Here is a 15,852-nt window from a genome sequence, read left to right on the forward strand (position 1 = left end):
GAAGCCATGGCTTACAACCCCTACGACGCACTCCCGCAGGTGCCCACCTTCACGGTCACCTCGCAGGACGTCACCGATGGTCAGCCCTTCGCCAGCGAGCAGGTCAGCGGTGTGATGGGCGCGGGCGGCAAGGACATCTCCCCGCAGCTGTCCTGGTCGGGTTTCCCGCCGGAGACCAAGAGTTTCGCGGTGACGGTGTTCGACCCGGACGCCCCGACGGCGTCGGGCTTCTGGCACTGGGCGGTGTGTGACATCCCCGCCGATGTCACCTCGATCCCCAGCGGCGCCGCCGACAACGACGCCGGGCTGCCGACCGGCTCGCTGACCCTGCGCAACGACGCGGGCTCCTACGGTTACGTCGGCGCGGCCCCGCCGCCCGGGCACGGCCCGCACCGCTACTTCATCGTGGTGCACGCGGTGGACACCGAGCGGCTGGGCCTGGACAAGAACACCACCCCCGCGGTGCTCGGGTTCAACCTGTTCTCCCACACCCTGGCCCGCGGCACGATCGTGGCCACCTACGAGCAGAAGTAGTCCCGCACGCGTCGGGGCCCCGGACTTCCCGGTCCGGGGCCCCGACGGTATTTCCGGGTCGGACGTTGAGGGGTGCCGGGGAATCGTGGCACCAGCCGCAAGGCGCCGATTGCTCCCGACCATTACGTGCCCGTCGACGTAGACGATGACATCGCCGACCTGGGCAAGTTCCAGGAATGCCGGGTCGATTCGCGATCGCCCTCTGGTAGTGCCTTCCTGATTCACTCCGCAGCGGTGCCAGCCCGAAGGTAGCTGTACACGGTGTCACGATTGATCCCGAGACCGGTATAGACGCCTTGAGCCTTGGCGGCCGCGATGCCCTCGCGTTGCCGTTCGAGGATCAATGACCGTTCGAACTCGGCGAAGGCACCCATGACCGAGAGCAACAACGTCGCCATCGGTGAATCTTCACCGGTGAACGTCAATGACTCCTTGACGAATTCGACCCGCACCCCCTTGCCTGTCAACACCCACACCAGATGGCGTAGGTCGTCGAGGTTGTGTGCGAGCCGGTCCATCGAATGCACGAACACGGTGTCGCCCTCGCGCACGAAGGCGATCAGCTCGTCGAGCTCGGGCCGTTCGGTGTCTTTCCCGGATGCCTTGTCGGTGAACATCCGATCGACGGCGATCCCGTCGAGTTGTCGGACGGTGTTCTGATCCACCGAACTCACCCGGACATAGCCAACTCGCATGAAAGCTCCCCACGCTGTGACCGATTCGGGCCATATATGTGACCTAGGTCACTGGCTCGGGTTGGAACCCGTTGAGCCGCAGAGCCGTCAAACCTATTAACAGGGATCGCTAGGGCGATTTGGGGGGGGGCGAAATGAGGACAGTCACGCTGACGCTCACTTTGCGACCCTGTCGTCGAGTTCGGCAAGGAGGGGCGCTGAACCCTGCCGTCTCTCGAAATCCGGCTCGCACCCCCTACACCTTCAGCGCCGCTGAAGGGACCCAAGAAATCGAAAACCGTTAGGGGCATCATGAAGCTGAAGAAGATCGTCGCTGCCGTCGCCGCCGGCTCGGCACTCACATTCGGTTCCATCGCTGGTATGGCGGTGATCAGCCCGGCCGTTGCGAATGCCGTCGCGGATGACGGCTGTGCGGTGGTGGGCCTCACCCAGGATGGGAAGTTCCTGGTCGAGAGGTGCAACGGCGAGCTGGTGTATACGAGGGTTTAAGCTTAGAGTGCAATCCTTCATCAAGGTATTCGGGAGCTGCCATCAATGACGAATCGCGTCAGAATCACCGCTGAAGCGACCGCGCTGAATCCGGTTGAGAGGATCGGCCGTCCAGGCCGAACCATACGGAGCTATATCGAAGAATTCGGTGGCTCCTGGGAAGGTACGCTGACCGACCCGTTCGACATCTCTCATCGGGTCTCGCTCGAGCCTTTCAAGTCTCACAACCCTGAGCTGTACTTGAAGATCCAGTTCAGGGTTTCTCGCGATGACGAAGATTTCGATTTCGACTATAGCGATGCGGTCGTACTCAAAGAGTACGACCTTCCTGCGGGTGTCGAACTTCCTCGGTAGGGACCGAGGAAGTGGAGACGGTGCGCTTGCGGCTACTGTAGCTGGTTCCTCCTTGACCAGCGAGCATATGCCGTCAGGCCATCGCCTGAATCAGCCACTGTGGGGCAAGGTTTGGGCTCTGCGCAGCGTAGCACTTCACCCGCAGCGGATGCCCACGCAGATGGCTCGGTGACTCCACCGCGGCGCGAGCCCGCCAGTTCTTCGCGGTCTTCGGCGCGATGTCGGCGAACACCTCGACCGGGACGCCGATCTCGCGGACCGCTTCGAGCTTGGCGATCTCGGTGAGCATCGTGTTCGAACTGACGTTACCCGGATCTGACCGGATCGACGCCAGCACCGCGCTCCCGCCTTCCAGCTCGCCCGCCTCGTCAGCGGCCGGGGCGACCAGCGCGACCAGCCTGGCCACCACCTCGGTCGACAACCGCGACATCACCCGGTCGAATAGCACCTCCTCCCCGCGGCTCAACCCCGCCGCGACGATCCGGTCGATCCGGCCAGTCGTCGGTGGCTCCAGCTTGCGGCGGCGCAGCTCGGCCAGCAAATGTTCGCGCACCCGCTCACCGCTGCGCTCGACCTGGGTGACCTCCTCGACCAGCCACCACGTCAACGCATCGGCATCGGGCCACACTGCATTCGCGGAACCCGAGCGCCTGACTGACCTGGGCACGGTGGTACTCGATCCTTCTGACCAGACCAGTCGTAGAACGCGATTTCGGTGCGATCCACACCGATCTGGCGGGCCACGTAGGCGATCGCCTCGTCTGGGATCTCGGAGCGGCCGCGTGGAAACCGGCCCCGCTCGGTGTAAAAGCGGAGCAGAATCGTGAACCCCAGCCGTGTAGCGCCCCGCTTGCCGCCGATCAGGTTCGGCTCATCACCTCGATCGTCCACGCATCGATCAGTTCGTCCTGGTCCACCTCACGCGCCACAGCCGCGCAAGCGACACCGAAATCACCACCAGCACAGGACAATTACGGCAGACGACGGATCGATACTGCTCGTATGCTCGGCATTCACCCCGACTTGCGGCTGGTGACACGGTCCTCAGACGTTGACGATGTGCTCGGGCGCCGGGTCGGCGTAGAGCTCGGCGAGGGTGGTGGCGTACTTCTCGGCGATCGGCTTGCGCTTGAGCGACATCTTCGGGGTCAGCTCGTCGCCGCCGGGCTCCCACACCGCGCCGACGATGGTGAAGCGTTTGATCTGCTCCACCCGCGAGAGCTTGGTGTTGCCCGCCTTCACCGCGGCGTGCACCTCGTCGACGATCTCGCGGCGGCGCACCAGGGTGGGCAGGTCGGCGTCGGTGGCGCCGAGGTCTTTGGCGCGCAGGGCCACGATGTCGGGGTCGAGCACGATCAGGGCGGTGATGTAGGGCTTGGCGTCACCGATCGCGACGACCTGACCGACCAGCGAGGACGCGGCCTTGACGGCGTTCTCGATGTTGCTGGGGGCGATGTTCTTGCCCGCCTCGTTGATGATCAGTTCCTTCTTGCGGTCGATGATGCGCAGGTAGCCGTCCTCGTCGAGGGTGCCGACATCGCCGGTGTGCAGCCAGCCCTCGGCGTCGATCGCCTCGGCGGTCTTGTCGGGCATGTTGCGGTAGCCGCGGGTGACGATGGGGCCGCGGATGAGCACCTCGCCGTCGGCGTCCAGGCGCACCTCCACCCCGTCGACGGGGCGCCCGACCGAGCCGGGGCGGGGTTTGTCCAGTTCGGTGTAGGTGCCCACGCCGGTGGTCTCCGACATGCCCCACACCTCGCTGACGGTGAAGCCGAGACCGAGGTAGAACTCGAGGATCTCGGCGGGAATGGGCGCGGCGCCCGAGGCGGCGACCTTGAGCTCGTCGAAGCCGAGCGCGGCGCGCAGCTTGGACAGCACCAGTTTCTCGGCGAGCCGGTGCTGCACGGCCAGCACGGGGGAGCGGCCCTTGCCGGCCAGGTCGGCGCGCGCGGCCGCCACACCGGTCTCGATCGCCCAGGTGGCGAGCTTCTTCTTCACCGGGCTCGGCTCGCTCGCGAGCTTGGCCTCCACCCCGGCCTTGATCTTCTGCCACACCCGCGGCACGCCGAAGAAGGTGGTGGGGCGGGCGTCGGGCAGGGCGGCGGCGATCTCGCGCGGGTCGGGCACGGTGGTGATCTGGATGCCGGTGACCAGGTTGATGGCGTGCCCGGAGATGCGGTCGGCGACGTGCGCGGCGGGTAGGTAGGACACCGCGCGGTCGTCCAGGCCGACCCGCAGCGGGCCGCTGACCAGCGCGGTGATCTGGGCGAGCACGTTGGCGTGGGTGATCTCCACGCCCTTGGACGGGCCGGTGGTGCCGGAGGTGTAGATCAGGGTGGCCAGGTCGTCGTTGCGCACCGCGCGCCAGGCGGCGTCGAAGTCGAAGTCGGCCAGCGGGTTGGCTTCCACCTCGGCCAGGGTGAGGGTGCCGGTGGCGGGGCCGTCGACGACGATGATGTGGTCGAGTGCGACGCCGGTGGCGCGGATGACGTCGAGGAAGGCCTGCTCGGTGACGACGATCTTGTTGCCCGCGTTGCCGAACAGGTGCGTGATCTGCTCGGCGGAGCTGGTGTTGTACACCGAGAACGGGGTGGCGCCCACGTGCAGGGCGGCGGTGTCGATCAGGTTGAACTCCGGCCGGTTGGTGAGCATGATGCCCATCGTGTCGCCGTGCTTCAGGCCGAGGGCGGCCAGTCCGGCGGCCAGGGCGCGCACCCGTTCACCGTATTCGCGCCAGGTGATCTCGGTGGTGCCGCCGACGGTCCGCAGCGCGACCTGGTCGGGGCGCAGCGTGAGGGTCTCCTGGAACGCCTCGGGAACGGTGTACACCGTCTTGCCTGACTCGTGCGCGAAACCGATTTCTGAAGTGCTCATATTCCCTGTTCCCGATGTCGTCGTGAACCCGACTCGTGCGCCTCGGGGTCACCCGGCCGCGGCCGCGCAAACCCTGAAACAATGGTGGTGCCGATATCTCATTATCTCACACCCGAGGTGCGGGCGAGTGGCGTAGCTCACTCATGGTAGCCACATCCGGACCGCGGTGCTGCCCGTTACGTCCGGATCGACGCCGTCAGGACCGGCGCGCGGCGGTGCCGGCCCCCTCGCCGCGCAGCCACCCCCACCGGGAGCGGCGCGTCCCGCCGACCGCCCCCGCGCCGTCCTCGTCCCAGCCGGCGTCATCGGGCAGCACCGGCAGCACCATCGTGCTCTCGGGCCCGGCCAGCCCGGCCGCCCACGGCGCCGACGGCTCGGGCAGCCAATGCCTGCGCCGAGCCCGCTTGTCCTGCAGGTACTTCCGCGCCCGGGCACTGCGCGGACGGGTGGTCAACGGCACCACGGTCACCGCGACACCCAGATCGGTGAGCGCGGCGGCCTTGTCGGGGTTGTTGGTCAGCAGCCGCACTCGGCGCAGGCCGAGCTCGGCGATCGCGGCGGCGGCGAGCCGGAACGACCGCGCGTCCTCGGGATAGCCCAGGCGGGTATAGGCGGTGAAGGTGTCCGCGCCGGTGCGCTCGGCCTCGCGCAGGCCACGCGCCTTGGCGACGAGCCCGGCGCCGCGGCCCTCCTGGTCCAGATACACCAGCACGCCGCGCCCCTCGGCCTGGATCAGGTCCATGGACCGTTCGAGTTCGGGGCCGCAATCGCAGTCGTCGGACTGCAGTGCGTCACCGTAGAGGCAGCGCGAGTGGATGCGCACCAGGCAGTCCTGGCCGATCTCCCCGAACACCAGCACCGAGCCGCCGTCGCGGTCGGCGGGTAACTCCCGGACCCGGACGGTCAGCTCGGCGCCCTTGCGGGTCAGGCGATGCGCGGTGTCCGTGCCGGGGTCGACTGTGGTCAATGCTCCTCCGAAGCATGCGCGAAAGGGAATGGGCGAGGTGCGGGGTCAGCCGGTGCCGCCGGTGAGGTATTCGGCGCCGGCCGCGGCATGGGTGGTGAAGCCCGCGATCCGATCGATCTGCGCGGCCGCGGGCATGGCGTGCGGGATCTCACCGAAGGACTGGGTGGCCGCCATCGCCGCGGTCGCCCACGCGAAATCGGCGGGCTCGGCCGCGCTCCAGCCGTGCCCGGCCAGCCGGCGCGCCAGCGCGGCGACGAAAGCCGCCGGCGCGCCGGGGGATTCGTCCAGATGCGCGGCGGCCGGGCGCGGCACGTCGAGGGTGAGCGCGGCCGAGCGCACCCGGCAGTGCAACCCCTCGACCACGCACACGCAGTCGACGCCGAGCGCGCGCAACCGGTGCACCACCTGTTCCTCGGTCTCCGATCCGACCGCGGCGGGGTCGGCGCCGACGAGCTGGGCCAGTTCACCGGGCGTGCCGATCAGATAGTCGATGCGGTCGAAGAACTCGTACAGGTACTGCGGCGCCTCCAGCGGCGGGGTGGGCTGCACGAACAGCCGGGGCCGGGTGCGGGCTCCGGCCCGCAGCAGCCGCAGGACCTGTTCGAGCACCGGAGTGGGTTGCTCGAAGGTCAGCAGCAGCGCGTCGCAGTCGGTGAGCGCGGCCAGCGCGGCAGGTGTGGTGAGATCCTCGGCGCTCAGCCGCACCGCGTCGTCACCGCGGCCGATGACGCCGTAGGCGCCGGTGGCGGTCACGATCAGTGCCGCCACCGGGGTCGGCTCCCCGGCGGCGATGCGCACCAGGTCGGTGCCGACGTCCTCGCGGCGCAGCGCGCGCAGGATGCGCCGCCCGGCCGGATCGTCGCCGACCGCGGCCATCAGCTGCACCCGGAAGCCGAGCCGGGCCGCCGCGACCGCCCGATTGAGGCCCTTGCCGCCGAGATGTTCGGCGAAGCGGCCCTTGGCGGGGGCATCCTCGGCCGGGAGGCGATCGGTGCGGTAGATGTGGTCGATCACCGCGTCGCCGACCACGGTGATGCGGCCGAGCGGGGCGGTGTGCGCGGCGGGTGCCTCGGACCGGGCTGTCGCGTCATCGGTGTCGTCGTATCCGTGGTCGCCGTAGCCGGGTTCGCCGTAGCCGGGTTCGCCGTAGCCGGGGTCGGCGTCGAGCAGGGCGGCCAGCGCGGTGAAGGCGCGGCGTTCGGGGTTGGTGCGCAGTGAACGCACGGTGAGTTCCGGCGGATTCGGGTCGGCGTCGGTGGCGGCGTGCAATGTGTGCCAGTACTCGGCCAGGGACGCGCGCCGTTCGCCGAGATCGGGGGCGTAGAGCCGGTCGGGGTCGACGCCGGCGGGTGGCTCGGCGCGCCAGAGGCCGAGCGCGAGGGCGGCGTCGACGATGAAGCGGTCACTGGGCGCCAGCCGGGCGGCCAGCTCGCGCACGACCGGCGCGACGACGGCCTCGGGCGCGGCCCGGTCGCGGTGGGCGCGGCGGCGGATGACGGGCAGTTCCAGCAGCGGCGCGACGTCGATTTCGGTGGTGCGCAACCGGTCGGCGCTGAGCCCGGAACGTTTGCACAACCGGGTGAGGATGTTGCGGACGGCGACGGTGCCGGTGTCGTGCGGCGCCATACGCGATCCGTCCTCCGTCCTCGGGCAGCGGTGCGGTGATGATCTTGCGGCTCACCCTAAGCGCCGGGCGCGCGTTTAGCCACCGCTGCGGCGGTGAATTCTCCTAGTGTCCCGGCAAATGCCGCTTCGCACGCGGCAACTGCCGAAAAAGGTGGCGATCGCGGTGGCGAGACCGCCACACTGGACCTACCGCGACGCAGCGCCGCCAGGGGAGGCAGCCATGACCGTCCACGAAACCGCCTGGACCATGACCAGCGACGTGACTCCCGAGTGGGCGTGCCGGGAAACCGGAGACGGCCCGCGCCGCTGGCGGCTGAGCTGGCTACCCGACCGGCTGCTCACCCGCGAACAGGCCCGCGCCGGTATGGAACTCGACGAACTGCTCAGCGACCCCGCCGCCGTCGGCGACCGGTTCGCCCACGCCAGGATGGCCGAGCGCGCCGACCGGCTCGGAATCCTGTGGGAACAGGCGTTGATCCTGATCTCCAAGCGGATCCTGACCCGGTTGCGCACCCGCGAGGGCGAACCCGTGCCGCAACCGCCCGGCTGCCCCGGCCCGGCGGCACCGGAAACCGAGGAGCCCGAGACCCCACTCGACTGGCTCGAAGCCGAACCCGCCTGACCGTTCAGGCGGTATCGGATTGCGCCCGTGCGGGGCGGCCTGCGTGGTGAGCCTGCGCTGCCGCCTCCGGCCGCTGACCCGCTCAGGCGGTGTCGGCCTGGGGTTGGGGCCCGCGGTGTTCGGCGCCGACGGCCTCGGCGAGGCTGGTGTAGCCGTCGCGGCACAGCAGCTCGGCCAGGCCGCGGTGGATCTTCCTGGTCCAGAACGGGCCACCGTAGATGAAGCCGGTGTAGCCCTGCAGCAGGCTGGCACCGGCCAGGACCCGCTGGTAGGCCTGCTCGGGGGTTTCGATGCCGCCGACCGAGATCAGCGCCAGCCGGTCGCCGACGCGGCGGTAGAGCCTGCGCAGCACCTCGAGGGAGCGGTCGGCCACCGGCGCGCCCGACAACCCGCCCGCGCCCATCGCGGCGACGTCCTCGGGGTCGGTGTGCAGCCCGTCGCGGCGGATGGTGGTGTTGGTGGCCACGATCCCGGCCAGGCCCAGCTCCACGGCCAGGTCGGCGACGGCGTCGATGTCCTCGTCGGACAGGTCGGGGGCGATCTTCACCAGCACCGGCACGCTGCGACCGCCGTCGGCGACGGTCTCGAGCACGGTGCGCAGCAGCGGCCGCAGCGACTCGACCGCCTGCAGGTCGCGCAGGCCGGGGGTGTTGGGGGAGCTGACGTTGACGACGACGAAATCGGCCAGCGGACCGAGCAGGGCGGCGCTGGTGGCGTAGTCGGCGGCCGCGCCCGCGGGCTCGACGACCTTGGTCTTGCCGATGTTGGCGCCGATGGGCACGGTGGCGGTGCGGGCGCGCAGCTGCTCGGCGGCGCGGGCGGCGCCGTGGTTGTTGAACCCCATCCGGTTGATCAGGGCGCGGTCGGCGGGCAGCCGGAACAGCCGCGGCGCCGGATTGCCCGGCTGGGCTTGCGCGGTGACGGTGCCGATCTCGGCGAATCCCCACCCGAAGGGCCCCCACACGTCGACACCCTCGGCGTTCTTGTCGAATCCGGCGGCCAGCCCCAGCGGGGCGCGGAAGGGCACCCCGAACACGGTGCTGTGCAGGATCGGGTCGTCGACCACGGCCAGGCGCCGCACCAGCGCCCGGGTGGGGGCGAAGCGGGCCGCCACCCGCATCGCGGCGAAGGCGAGATGGTGGATGCGTTCCGGCGGCACCAGGAACATCACACGAAGCAGCAGCGCATACATCCGGCCGGTCACATCCCCGGTTCCGGCTGGGGTAGTAGCGCCGACTTGCGGCGGCGCAGCAGCACCTTGCGGCTGCCGTCGGTGTAGGCGCGCACGCGGGAGAGCTCCCAGCCGCCGAACTCGGCCTGGATGGCCAGGCGCATCGAGGCGGTCACCCGGGTCACGTCCTTGGGCAGCCGCAGCGGCACGTACTCGTAGTCGTCGCTGTCGCTGCCGGTCTCCCAACCGGCAGGCAACGCTGTGCGGGAGCTCCTGGACGCCATCACTGCCCTCTCTTCAGCCGGTCCGCCGGAATCCGCTGCAGGCCCTCACCGGCCGCGGATCCGACATACAGGTCACCGGTGCGGTCGTCGACGGTCACCGTGTTCGGCTGCCGCACCGTGGGGTAGCGGCCCACCTCCTGCGGAATACCCGTCGACAGGTCGAACCCGACGACCTCGTTGCTCTGCGTGCACGTCACCCACACGGTCTCCGAGCGGCGATCGTAGGCGAGCGCGTAAGGCGACGATCCTACCGGGAAACGCTGACGCAACACGAGCGGTCCGGTCGTGTAGACCAGCAGTTCCCCGTCGGCGGTGTCGGTGACCAGCACCCGGCCGAAGTGGTCGGCGATCATGTTCGCCGCGCCTTCCCCGGCCCGCAGCGCCAGCCCGAGGTGGTCGGCGCCGGGGCTGATCTCGGTGACCGAACTCTGGCGGCGGTCCAGCACGGCCAGCCGCTCCCCGGCCCGAACGACCACGTCGGCGGAGACCAGTCCGTCCAGGCTGTGCTCCACGCGGCCGTCGGCGGCGATCGTGCTGACCTCGCCGTCGGCGGCGCCGACGACCAGGGTGCCGTCGTCGGCGCGGGCGACCGAGCGCAGCTCCCCGGGCACGGGGATCTCGCTCTGCGCGCCGGTGGTGGCGTCCACGCGCACCACGCGGTCGCGCATCGGAATCAGCACCTCCCCGGGGGCGCCCTGCGCGAGCGCGACACCGGCGGCGGGCAGGGTGATCGTCTGCGCCGGCACGTCGGGGACATCGCCGGCGGCGGCGGGGTCGATCAGGAGCAGGGTGGTGGCGGCCTCGCCGCTCGAGGCGAGGACCGCCAGGCGGCCGGTGCCGGATTCGGCGAGCAACGCGCGGACCGGATCGGCCGGACCGAACACCGTGCCTTCGGCGGGGACGGTGGTGGCCGGGGCGGGCGCGGCGGTCGCCGGTTCGCGGGTGGGCACCTTGGAATCGGCGTCCTCGGCGGAGCAGCCGCTCAGCACCAGCAGCGCCACCGCGCCCAACAGGGTCGCCGACATCGTGCCGCCTGGGCGCATCCCACCGAACTCCTTCACCACCGGACCGAACCGCGACACTCCATCTGACCATGCGGGCCCGACACACCGGCCGACCGGGTCCGGCGGGTCGCGGTGTCGGTGACCGGCGTTACGGTGAACAGCAACAGCGTCCGAGCCAGGGAGATCGAATGTGACCGCCGAGCAGCGAGCGGGGTTCACCGTCGAGGATGTGACGGTCGGCCGGTTCGCGCACGGTTTCGGCACCACCGAGGACGGGCGACCCTTCGCCTTCCGCACCGTGCGCGCCACGCTGACCCTGGAGATCTACCGCGCCGACCTGGACACCGCGGTGCCCGCCCCCGAGGACGTGGTCGCCGTCGCCGAGGCGACGGTGACCGATGTCGACCTCGACGACGAACGCAGCGTCGTGGCCCTGGTCCGGGATCTGATCCCGGTGGCCGCGCCCGACGGCGACGGCCGCGGTGTCACCGTCCGCGCCCTGCTGGGACGACTGGGATCCGTCCTAGATGGTATGTAGGTAGTGATGCACTCCACACGATCGACCCGAACCGCGCTCGCCGCGGCCGCCCTGCTCACCGTGGGCGTGGCCGCCGCCTGCAGTTCGGGCCCCGACGAGGCCGCCGTCGACGCCGCCCGCTCCAAGGCCGTCGCCGCGCTGTCCTCCTCGGCGGCGGCGACCTCGAGCGAGATCGCCAACCGGCACATCCCCACCGCCGCCGAACTCGACGCGCAGATCAAACGCGCGCTCGATCCGGCCCTGCCCGACAGTGAACGCACCGCCCTCATCGAGGACGGGGAGGCCTTCCGCGACGCCATCCCCGACATGTACCGGGCGTTGCAGGACAATCCGCGCGCCGTCTACGGCGTCACCGACCCGGTCTTCGACAACCGCGACGGCACCCTGACCGCGACGATGAAGCTCGACAAGGACGGCACCGGCACCGCGGTGCGCACGACCGTCGTGCACTTCGTCTACCTGGACGGGCGCTGGAAGATCTCGCGCACCGACCTGTGCGGCATCCTGCGCTCGGCCGACTATCGCACGCCCGCCTGCGGGTAGCGCCCGGCGCCATGCTGCATGCGGGGTCCCTGCGGTGGGGGCGTTTCGTCCACCGGCATCGCTTTCTCGTGCTCGCCGTCGTCGCCGTCGCGGTGCTGCTGTCGGGTTACTTCGGCCGCGACCTGAACCAGCGGTTCACCCAGGAGGGCTGGTTCGACGAGGCCAGCGAGTCGGTGGCGGCGGCGAAGCTGGCCGATTCCACCTTCGGCCGCGACACCGACAGCGACCTGATCCTGCTCTACACCGCTCCGGCGGGCCGCACCGTCGACGACGCGGAGGTGCGCGGGCCGGTGACCGCCCACCTGGCCGAGCTGCTGGCCCGCTATCCCGACCGCGTCCTCAAGATCGACAGCTACTGGGACAGCCCGTTCGCCGCCCAGGCCACCGACGCCTCCCGCACGCACGCCTTCGCCAGCGTCGGGCTGCGCGGGGACGGCACCGCCACGGTGGAGAACTACCTGGCGATCAAGGACGCGCTGGCGGCGAACGACCCGGGCGGCGGGCCGGGCGGCACGACGGTGCAGCTGGCCGGGTTGCAGCCGATCGTCGAGGGCATCAACATCGGCATGCAGACCGACATCCACCGCGCCGAGCTGATCGCGTTGCCGTTGGTGGCGATCCTGCTGTACTTCGTGTTCGGCGGGGTGATCGGCGCGCTGTTGCCGGTGCTGATCGGCGGCATGACGATCCTGGGCACCCAGGGCATCCTGCGCGCGCTCACCGACCACATCGATGTCAACGTCTTCGCCAACGCGGTGATGACGCTGGTCAGCCTGGGGCTGGCCATCGACTACGGGCTGTTCACCGTCACCCGGTTCCGGGAGGAGCTGGCGGCAGGCCGCAGTGTCGAGGAGGCCACCGCGCGCACCGTGGCCACCGCGGGCCGCACGGTGCTGTTCTCGGCGGCGATCATCGCGGTGAGCCTGGCGGCGCTGTTCATCTTCCCCAACGGGGTGCTGCGCTCGGTGCCCTACGGCGGCATCAGCTCGGTGCTGCTGGCGGCGGTGCTGTCGGTGACGGCGCTGCCCGCGGCGCTGGCCATCGTCGGGCGGCGCATCGATTTGCTGGGCTGGCACCGGTTCGCCCGCGGCAAGACCGACGCCGAGATCGATGCCGGGTTCTTCTCGCGGCTGGCGCGGTTCGCGATGCGCAGGCCGTGGGCGGTGTCGGTGTCGATCGTGCTGGCGCTGCTGGCGTTGGCGATCCCGTTGCGCCACATCGAGTTCGGCGGTATCAGCGAACGTTATCTGGCCCAGGACAATCCGGCCAGGGTGGCGCAGGAACGCTTCGACGAGTTGTTCCCCGGTTTCCGCACCGAGCCGCTGAAATTGGTGGTGGTCGGCGCCGACGCCGCCCAGCTCGGCGAGATCCGCCACGCCGCCAACCAGGTGCCTGGCCTCACCGGCCGTTTCGAACCCGCCGCGGCGACCACCGACGGCATCAACGTGCTCAACGCGGGCCTGGTCGACAAACGCGACGCCGACGCGGTGATCGCGGCGCTGCGCGCGATCCCCGAACCGCCGGGGGTGCAGGTGATGGTGGCCGGGGTGCCCGCGCTCGAACGCGACAGTATCAACGGACTGCTCGAGGGGCTGCCCGCGCTGCTGGCGATCCTGGTCACCACCGCGCTGCTGATCATGTACGCCGCGTTCCGTTCGGTGGTGCTGGCGGTCAAGGCGGTGGTGATGAGCGCGCTGAGCCTGCTGACCACGCTCGGCATCCTGACCTGGATCTTCGTCGAGGGGCACGGGGCCGGGCTGTTCCATTTCACCCCGGGGCCGTTGATGTTCGCGGTGCTGGCGTTGATCGTGACGGTGATCTTCGGGCTGTCCACCGACTACGAGGTGTTCCTGCTCTCGCGGGTCGCGGAGGCCCGTGCGGGCGGCGCCGACCCGCCCGAGGCGATCCGCTACGGCATCGCCCACACCGGCAGCGTCATCACCTCCGCCGCCGCGATCCTCATCGTGGTCACCGGCGCGTTCGGGTTCTCGGATCTGGTGCTGATGAAATACATCGCCTACGGCATGATCGCGGCACTGCTGATCGATGCCACGGTGATCCGGCTGCTGCTCACCCCGGCCGTGCTCAAACTGATCTGGAGGTGACCATGCGCCGCGCCGCCACCGACGTCGTCCTGCTGGTGATGTTCCTGCTGGAGCTGGGGGTGATCGCGGGCGCGGCCTGGTGGGGGTTCACCCTGCCCGCCGGTCCGCTGACCCGGGCCGCGGCCGGTGTGCTGGCGCCCGCGGTGTTCATCGCGATGTGGGCGCTGTTCGGCGCCGCGGCCGACGCGCGCTTCCCGCTCACCGGCGGCTGGCGTGTGGCCCTCGAGTGCGTGTGGTTCGGCGGCGGCGCGATCGCCTGGGCGGTGGCGTGGCATCCGCTGGCCGGCATCGCCTTCGCCGGGGTGTGGGCGGTCAACGCGCTGGCGCGGGTGCTGACGCAGGGCACCTTGACGGTGCGGATGTCCCCGCGCGAGAAGGCGATCGCGCGCGAGCTCGACCGCGAGGACGAGGGTCGCTGAGTCTCGTTGCGGCGCACCGCTTCCGCTTGTAGGCGGTTTCGCGCTGGTGCGGAGTTGTCCGCGGCGCTTTCCGCTCTCAGGGGTGGGCGCGCATTCCGGTGAGGGTGAGGGTGACGAGGCGGTCGGCGCCGGGGCGGGGCAGGTGTTCCCGCGCCCAGGCCGCGGCGTTCATCAGGGCGAACAGGTCGTCGGCGGTCACGTCGGCGCGGACCGCGCCCACGGTGCGGGCGCGCGCGAGGATCGCTTCGCCGAGCGCGTTCATGCGGGCGCAGGACTCGTGCAGTTCCGAGCCCTCGTCGCCGAGCCCGTCGGCCAGCAGCGCGGCCAACCCCTGGTAAGCGGCGGCGTGCTCGATCACCGCGTGCACCCAGCGGGTCAGCGCCGCGCCGGGGTCGGGGTCGGCGAGCAGGTCCTCGGCCGCGGCGAACAGGGCCGTGTTGCGCTCGCGCAGCAGCGCGCCGACCAGGGCGCGCCGGGTGGGGAAGTGGCCGTAGAGGGTGCCGATCGCGACACCGGCGCGGCGGGCGATCTTCTCCAGCGACGCGTGCGCGCCCTCGGCCCGGAAGACGGCGTCGGCTTCGGTGAGCAGGCGTTCGTAGTTGCGGCGGGCATCGGCGCGCGGTCTGCGGGTGCGGTCCATCGTCTCCCTTGCCAAGTCGAGGCACCCTCGACTTCAATAGGTCGAGGCACCCTCAGGTTATCCGGTGGGCGGGTGCCAGATCGGCGAAGGGACGACGCCAGTGATCCTGGTGACCGGAGCGACCGGCTCCATCGGCAACCATCTGGTCCGCGCACTGCACCGCGACGGCACTCCGCTGCGCGCACTGGTCCGCCACGACGCCGGCGGACGCGCACTCGGATGTGACTATGTCGTCGGCGATTTCGACGACCCGCGCGCGCTGGCCGCGGCGCTGGACGGGGTGGACCGGCTGTTCCTCAACAGCACCGGCGCCATCCCGGTCGACGGCGAACAGCCGATGATCCGATGGCACCGAGCCGCGATCGACGCCGCGCGGGCGGCCGGTGTCGAGCACGTGGTCAAGGTGTCGGTGTGGCACGCCGCATCGGGCGCGCCGCTGTCCCGAGGTGCGCACTTCGAAACCGACGAGTACCTGAAGGCCAGTGGCCTGGGCTGGTCACTGCTGCGACCGACCGGTTACATGCAGAACTTCCTGTCCCCGGCCGCGTTCACCGCCGACGGCAAACTGGTCGCCTCCTACGGCGAAGCCCCCGTCGCCTACATCGACTGCCGCGACATCGCCGCCTGCGCCGCCGCCCTGCTCACCGCCCCGGCCCCCGGCAGCTACGAACTGACCGGCCCGGCCGCACTGACCGACGCCGACATCGCGGCCACCCTGGCCACCGCCCTCGACCAGCCGCTGTCGTGCGCGCCGCTACCGGCCACCGCCCTGGCCGCCGCCCTCGTCGACCGAGGACTGCCCCCGCGCTTCGCCGCGGACCTGGCCGTCCTGGTCGGGCAGGTCGCCGACGGCGACCAGTCCACCACCACCTCCACCGTGGCCGACCTGACCGGCCACCCACCCCGCACCTTCGCCCGATTCGCCACCGACCACCGCCCCGCCCTCCTCGCGGCAGTCGAAGCCGCCCGATCCCAGCCCTGAACCGG

19 protein-coding genes are annotated in these 15,852 nt (G+C 70.5%); 9 read left to right on the plus strand and 10 right to left on the minus strand.

Annotated features, from left to right (window positions below; all coding sequences use genetic code 11):
• Positions 1-6: 6 nt before the first annotated feature.
• Positions 7-534, plus strand: a complete 528-nt coding sequence (locus CRM89_RS07480) for a YbhB/YbcL family Raf kinase inhibitor-like protein (RefSeq protein ID WP_011209443.1) — start codon at positions 7-9, stop codon at positions 532-534.
• Between the two features lie 221 nt (positions 535-755).
• Here CRM89_RS07480 and CRM89_RS07485 read toward each other — a convergent pair whose 3' ends face one another.
• Positions 756-1,229, minus strand: a complete 474-nt coding sequence (locus tag CRM89_RS07485) for a recombinase family protein (RefSeq protein ID WP_098083581.1) — start codon at positions 1,227-1,229, stop codon at positions 756-758.
• A gap of 291 nt (positions 1,230-1,520) precedes the next feature.
• On the opposite strand from CRM89_RS07485, the gene CRM89_RS07490 reads away from it, so the two are divergent.
• Positions 1,521-1,718 carry a hypothetical protein gene (locus CRM89_RS07490; RefSeq protein WP_060591051.1) on the plus strand — a complete coding sequence of 66 codons (198 nt, stop codon included), beginning with the start codon at positions 1,521-1,523 and terminating at the stop codon, positions 1,716-1,718.
• Positions 1,719-1,763: 45 nt separating this feature from the next.
• A complete protein-coding gene (locus CRM89_RS30335) occupies positions 1,764-2,072 on the plus strand; it encodes a hypothetical protein (RefSeq protein ID WP_127516096.1) in 309 nt (102 codons plus the stop codon).
• Between the two features lie 73 nt (positions 2,073-2,145).
• Here CRM89_RS30335 and CRM89_RS07495 read toward each other — a convergent pair whose 3' ends face one another.
• The 5 genes from CRM89_RS07495 to CRM89_RS07515 form a co-directional block, all read right to left on the minus strand.
• Positions 2,146-2,700, minus strand: a complete 555-nt coding sequence (locus tag CRM89_RS07495) for a hypothetical protein (protein ID WP_153053912.1) — start codon at positions 2,698-2,700, stop codon at positions 2,146-2,148.
• Positions 2,676-2,963 (minus strand): DUF4158 domain-containing protein, encoded by a 288-nt coding sequence (locus CRM89_RS32185; protein ID WP_098083583.1) that lies wholly within the window; start codon positions 2,961-2,963, stop codon positions 2,676-2,678. The genes CRM89_RS07495 and CRM89_RS32185 overlap by 25 nt, the downstream gene beginning before the upstream one ends.
• Positions 2,964-3,116: 153 nt before the next feature.
• Positions 3,117-4,946, minus strand: a complete 1,830-nt coding sequence (locus CRM89_RS07505; RefSeq protein ID WP_098083584.1) for a long-chain fatty acid--CoA ligase — start codon at positions 4,944-4,946, stop codon at positions 3,117-3,119.
• Between the two features lie 196 nt (positions 4,947-5,142).
• Entirely contained in the window at positions 5,143-5,913 is a 771-nt protein-coding gene (locus CRM89_RS07510; protein WP_098083585.1) for a GTP cyclohydrolase II, read from the minus strand.
• A 45-nt stretch (positions 5,914-5,958) separates the two neighbouring features.
• Positions 5,959-7,539 carry a PfkB family carbohydrate kinase gene (locus CRM89_RS07515; protein ID WP_098083586.1) on the minus strand — a complete coding sequence of 527 codons (1,581 nt, stop codon included), beginning with the start codon at positions 7,537-7,539 and terminating at the stop codon, positions 5,959-5,961.
• 220 nt (positions 7,540-7,759) lie between these two features.
• Between CRM89_RS07515 and CRM89_RS07520 the strand changes: the two genes are divergently transcribed.
• Positions 7,760-8,161, plus strand: coding sequence for a hypothetical protein (locus CRM89_RS07520; RefSeq protein ID WP_070108886.1), 402 nt, complete (start codon positions 7,760-7,762; stop codon positions 8,159-8,161).
• Between the two features lie 82 nt (positions 8,162-8,243).
• Here the strand turns inward: CRM89_RS07520 and CRM89_RS07525 are convergent, their stop codons facing one another.
• The 3 genes from CRM89_RS07525 to CRM89_RS07535 are packed head-to-tail and all read right to left on the minus strand — an operon-like array spanning position 8,244 to position 10,641.
• Positions 8,244-9,353 (minus strand): quinone-dependent dihydroorotate dehydrogenase, encoded by a 1,110-nt coding sequence (locus tag CRM89_RS07525; protein WP_098086909.1) that lies wholly within the window; start codon positions 9,351-9,353, stop codon positions 8,244-8,246.
• 8 nt (positions 9,354-9,361) lie between these two features.
• Positions 9,362-9,616, minus strand: a complete 255-nt coding sequence (locus CRM89_RS07530; RefSeq protein WP_011209449.1) for a DUF5703 family protein — start codon at positions 9,614-9,616, stop codon at positions 9,362-9,364.
• Positions 9,616-10,641, minus strand: a complete 1,026-nt coding sequence (locus CRM89_RS07535) for a YncE family protein (protein WP_228804404.1) — start codon at positions 10,639-10,641, stop codon at positions 9,616-9,618. The genes CRM89_RS07530 and CRM89_RS07535 overlap by 1 nt, the downstream gene beginning before the upstream one ends.
• Positions 10,642-10,810: 169 nt before the next feature.
• On the opposite strand from CRM89_RS07535, the gene CRM89_RS07540 reads away from it, so the two are divergent.
• From CRM89_RS07540 to CRM89_RS07555, 4 genes are read left to right on the plus strand one after another with little or no spacing between them, the layout of a single operon-like run.
• Complete coding sequence (locus CRM89_RS07540; RefSeq protein ID WP_060591032.1) at positions 10,811-11,158, plus strand: hypothetical protein; 348 nt, start codon at positions 10,811-10,813, stop codon at positions 11,156-11,158.
• A 6-nt stretch (positions 11,159-11,164) separates the two neighbouring features.
• Complete coding sequence (locus CRM89_RS07545; RefSeq protein ID WP_011209452.1) at positions 11,165-11,701, plus strand: hypothetical protein; 537 nt, start codon at positions 11,165-11,167, stop codon at positions 11,699-11,701.
• An 11-nt stretch (positions 11,702-11,712) separates the two neighbouring features.
• Positions 11,713-13,806: an MMPL family transporter gene (locus CRM89_RS07550; protein ID WP_098083587.1), complete on the plus strand. Its 2,094-nt coding sequence runs from the start codon at positions 11,713-11,715 to the stop codon at positions 13,804-13,806.
• A gap of 2 nt (positions 13,807-13,808) precedes the next feature.
• Positions 13,809-14,225, plus strand: a complete 417-nt coding sequence (locus CRM89_RS07555; RefSeq protein WP_098083588.1) for a YrdB family protein — start codon at positions 13,809-13,811, stop codon at positions 14,223-14,225.
• A gap of 76 nt (positions 14,226-14,301) precedes the next feature.
• Here the strand turns inward: CRM89_RS07555 and CRM89_RS07560 are convergent, their stop codons facing one another.
• Complete coding sequence (locus CRM89_RS07560; RefSeq protein WP_228786471.1) at positions 14,302-14,880, minus strand: TetR/AcrR family transcriptional regulator; 579 nt, start codon at positions 14,878-14,880, stop codon at positions 14,302-14,304.
• A gap of 94 nt (positions 14,881-14,974) precedes the next feature.
• Between CRM89_RS07560 and CRM89_RS07565 the strand changes: the two genes are divergently transcribed.
• Complete coding sequence (locus CRM89_RS07565; RefSeq protein ID WP_229435022.1) at positions 14,975-15,847, plus strand: NAD(P)H-binding protein; 873 nt, start codon at positions 14,975-14,977, stop codon at positions 15,845-15,847.
• Positions 15,848-15,852 lie beyond the last annotated feature (5 nt).

This window comes from Nocardia sp. FDAARGOS_372 (assembly GCF_002554515.1).
GTDB lineage: Bacteria > Actinomycetota > Actinomycetes > Mycobacteriales > Mycobacteriaceae > Nocardia > Nocardia farcinica.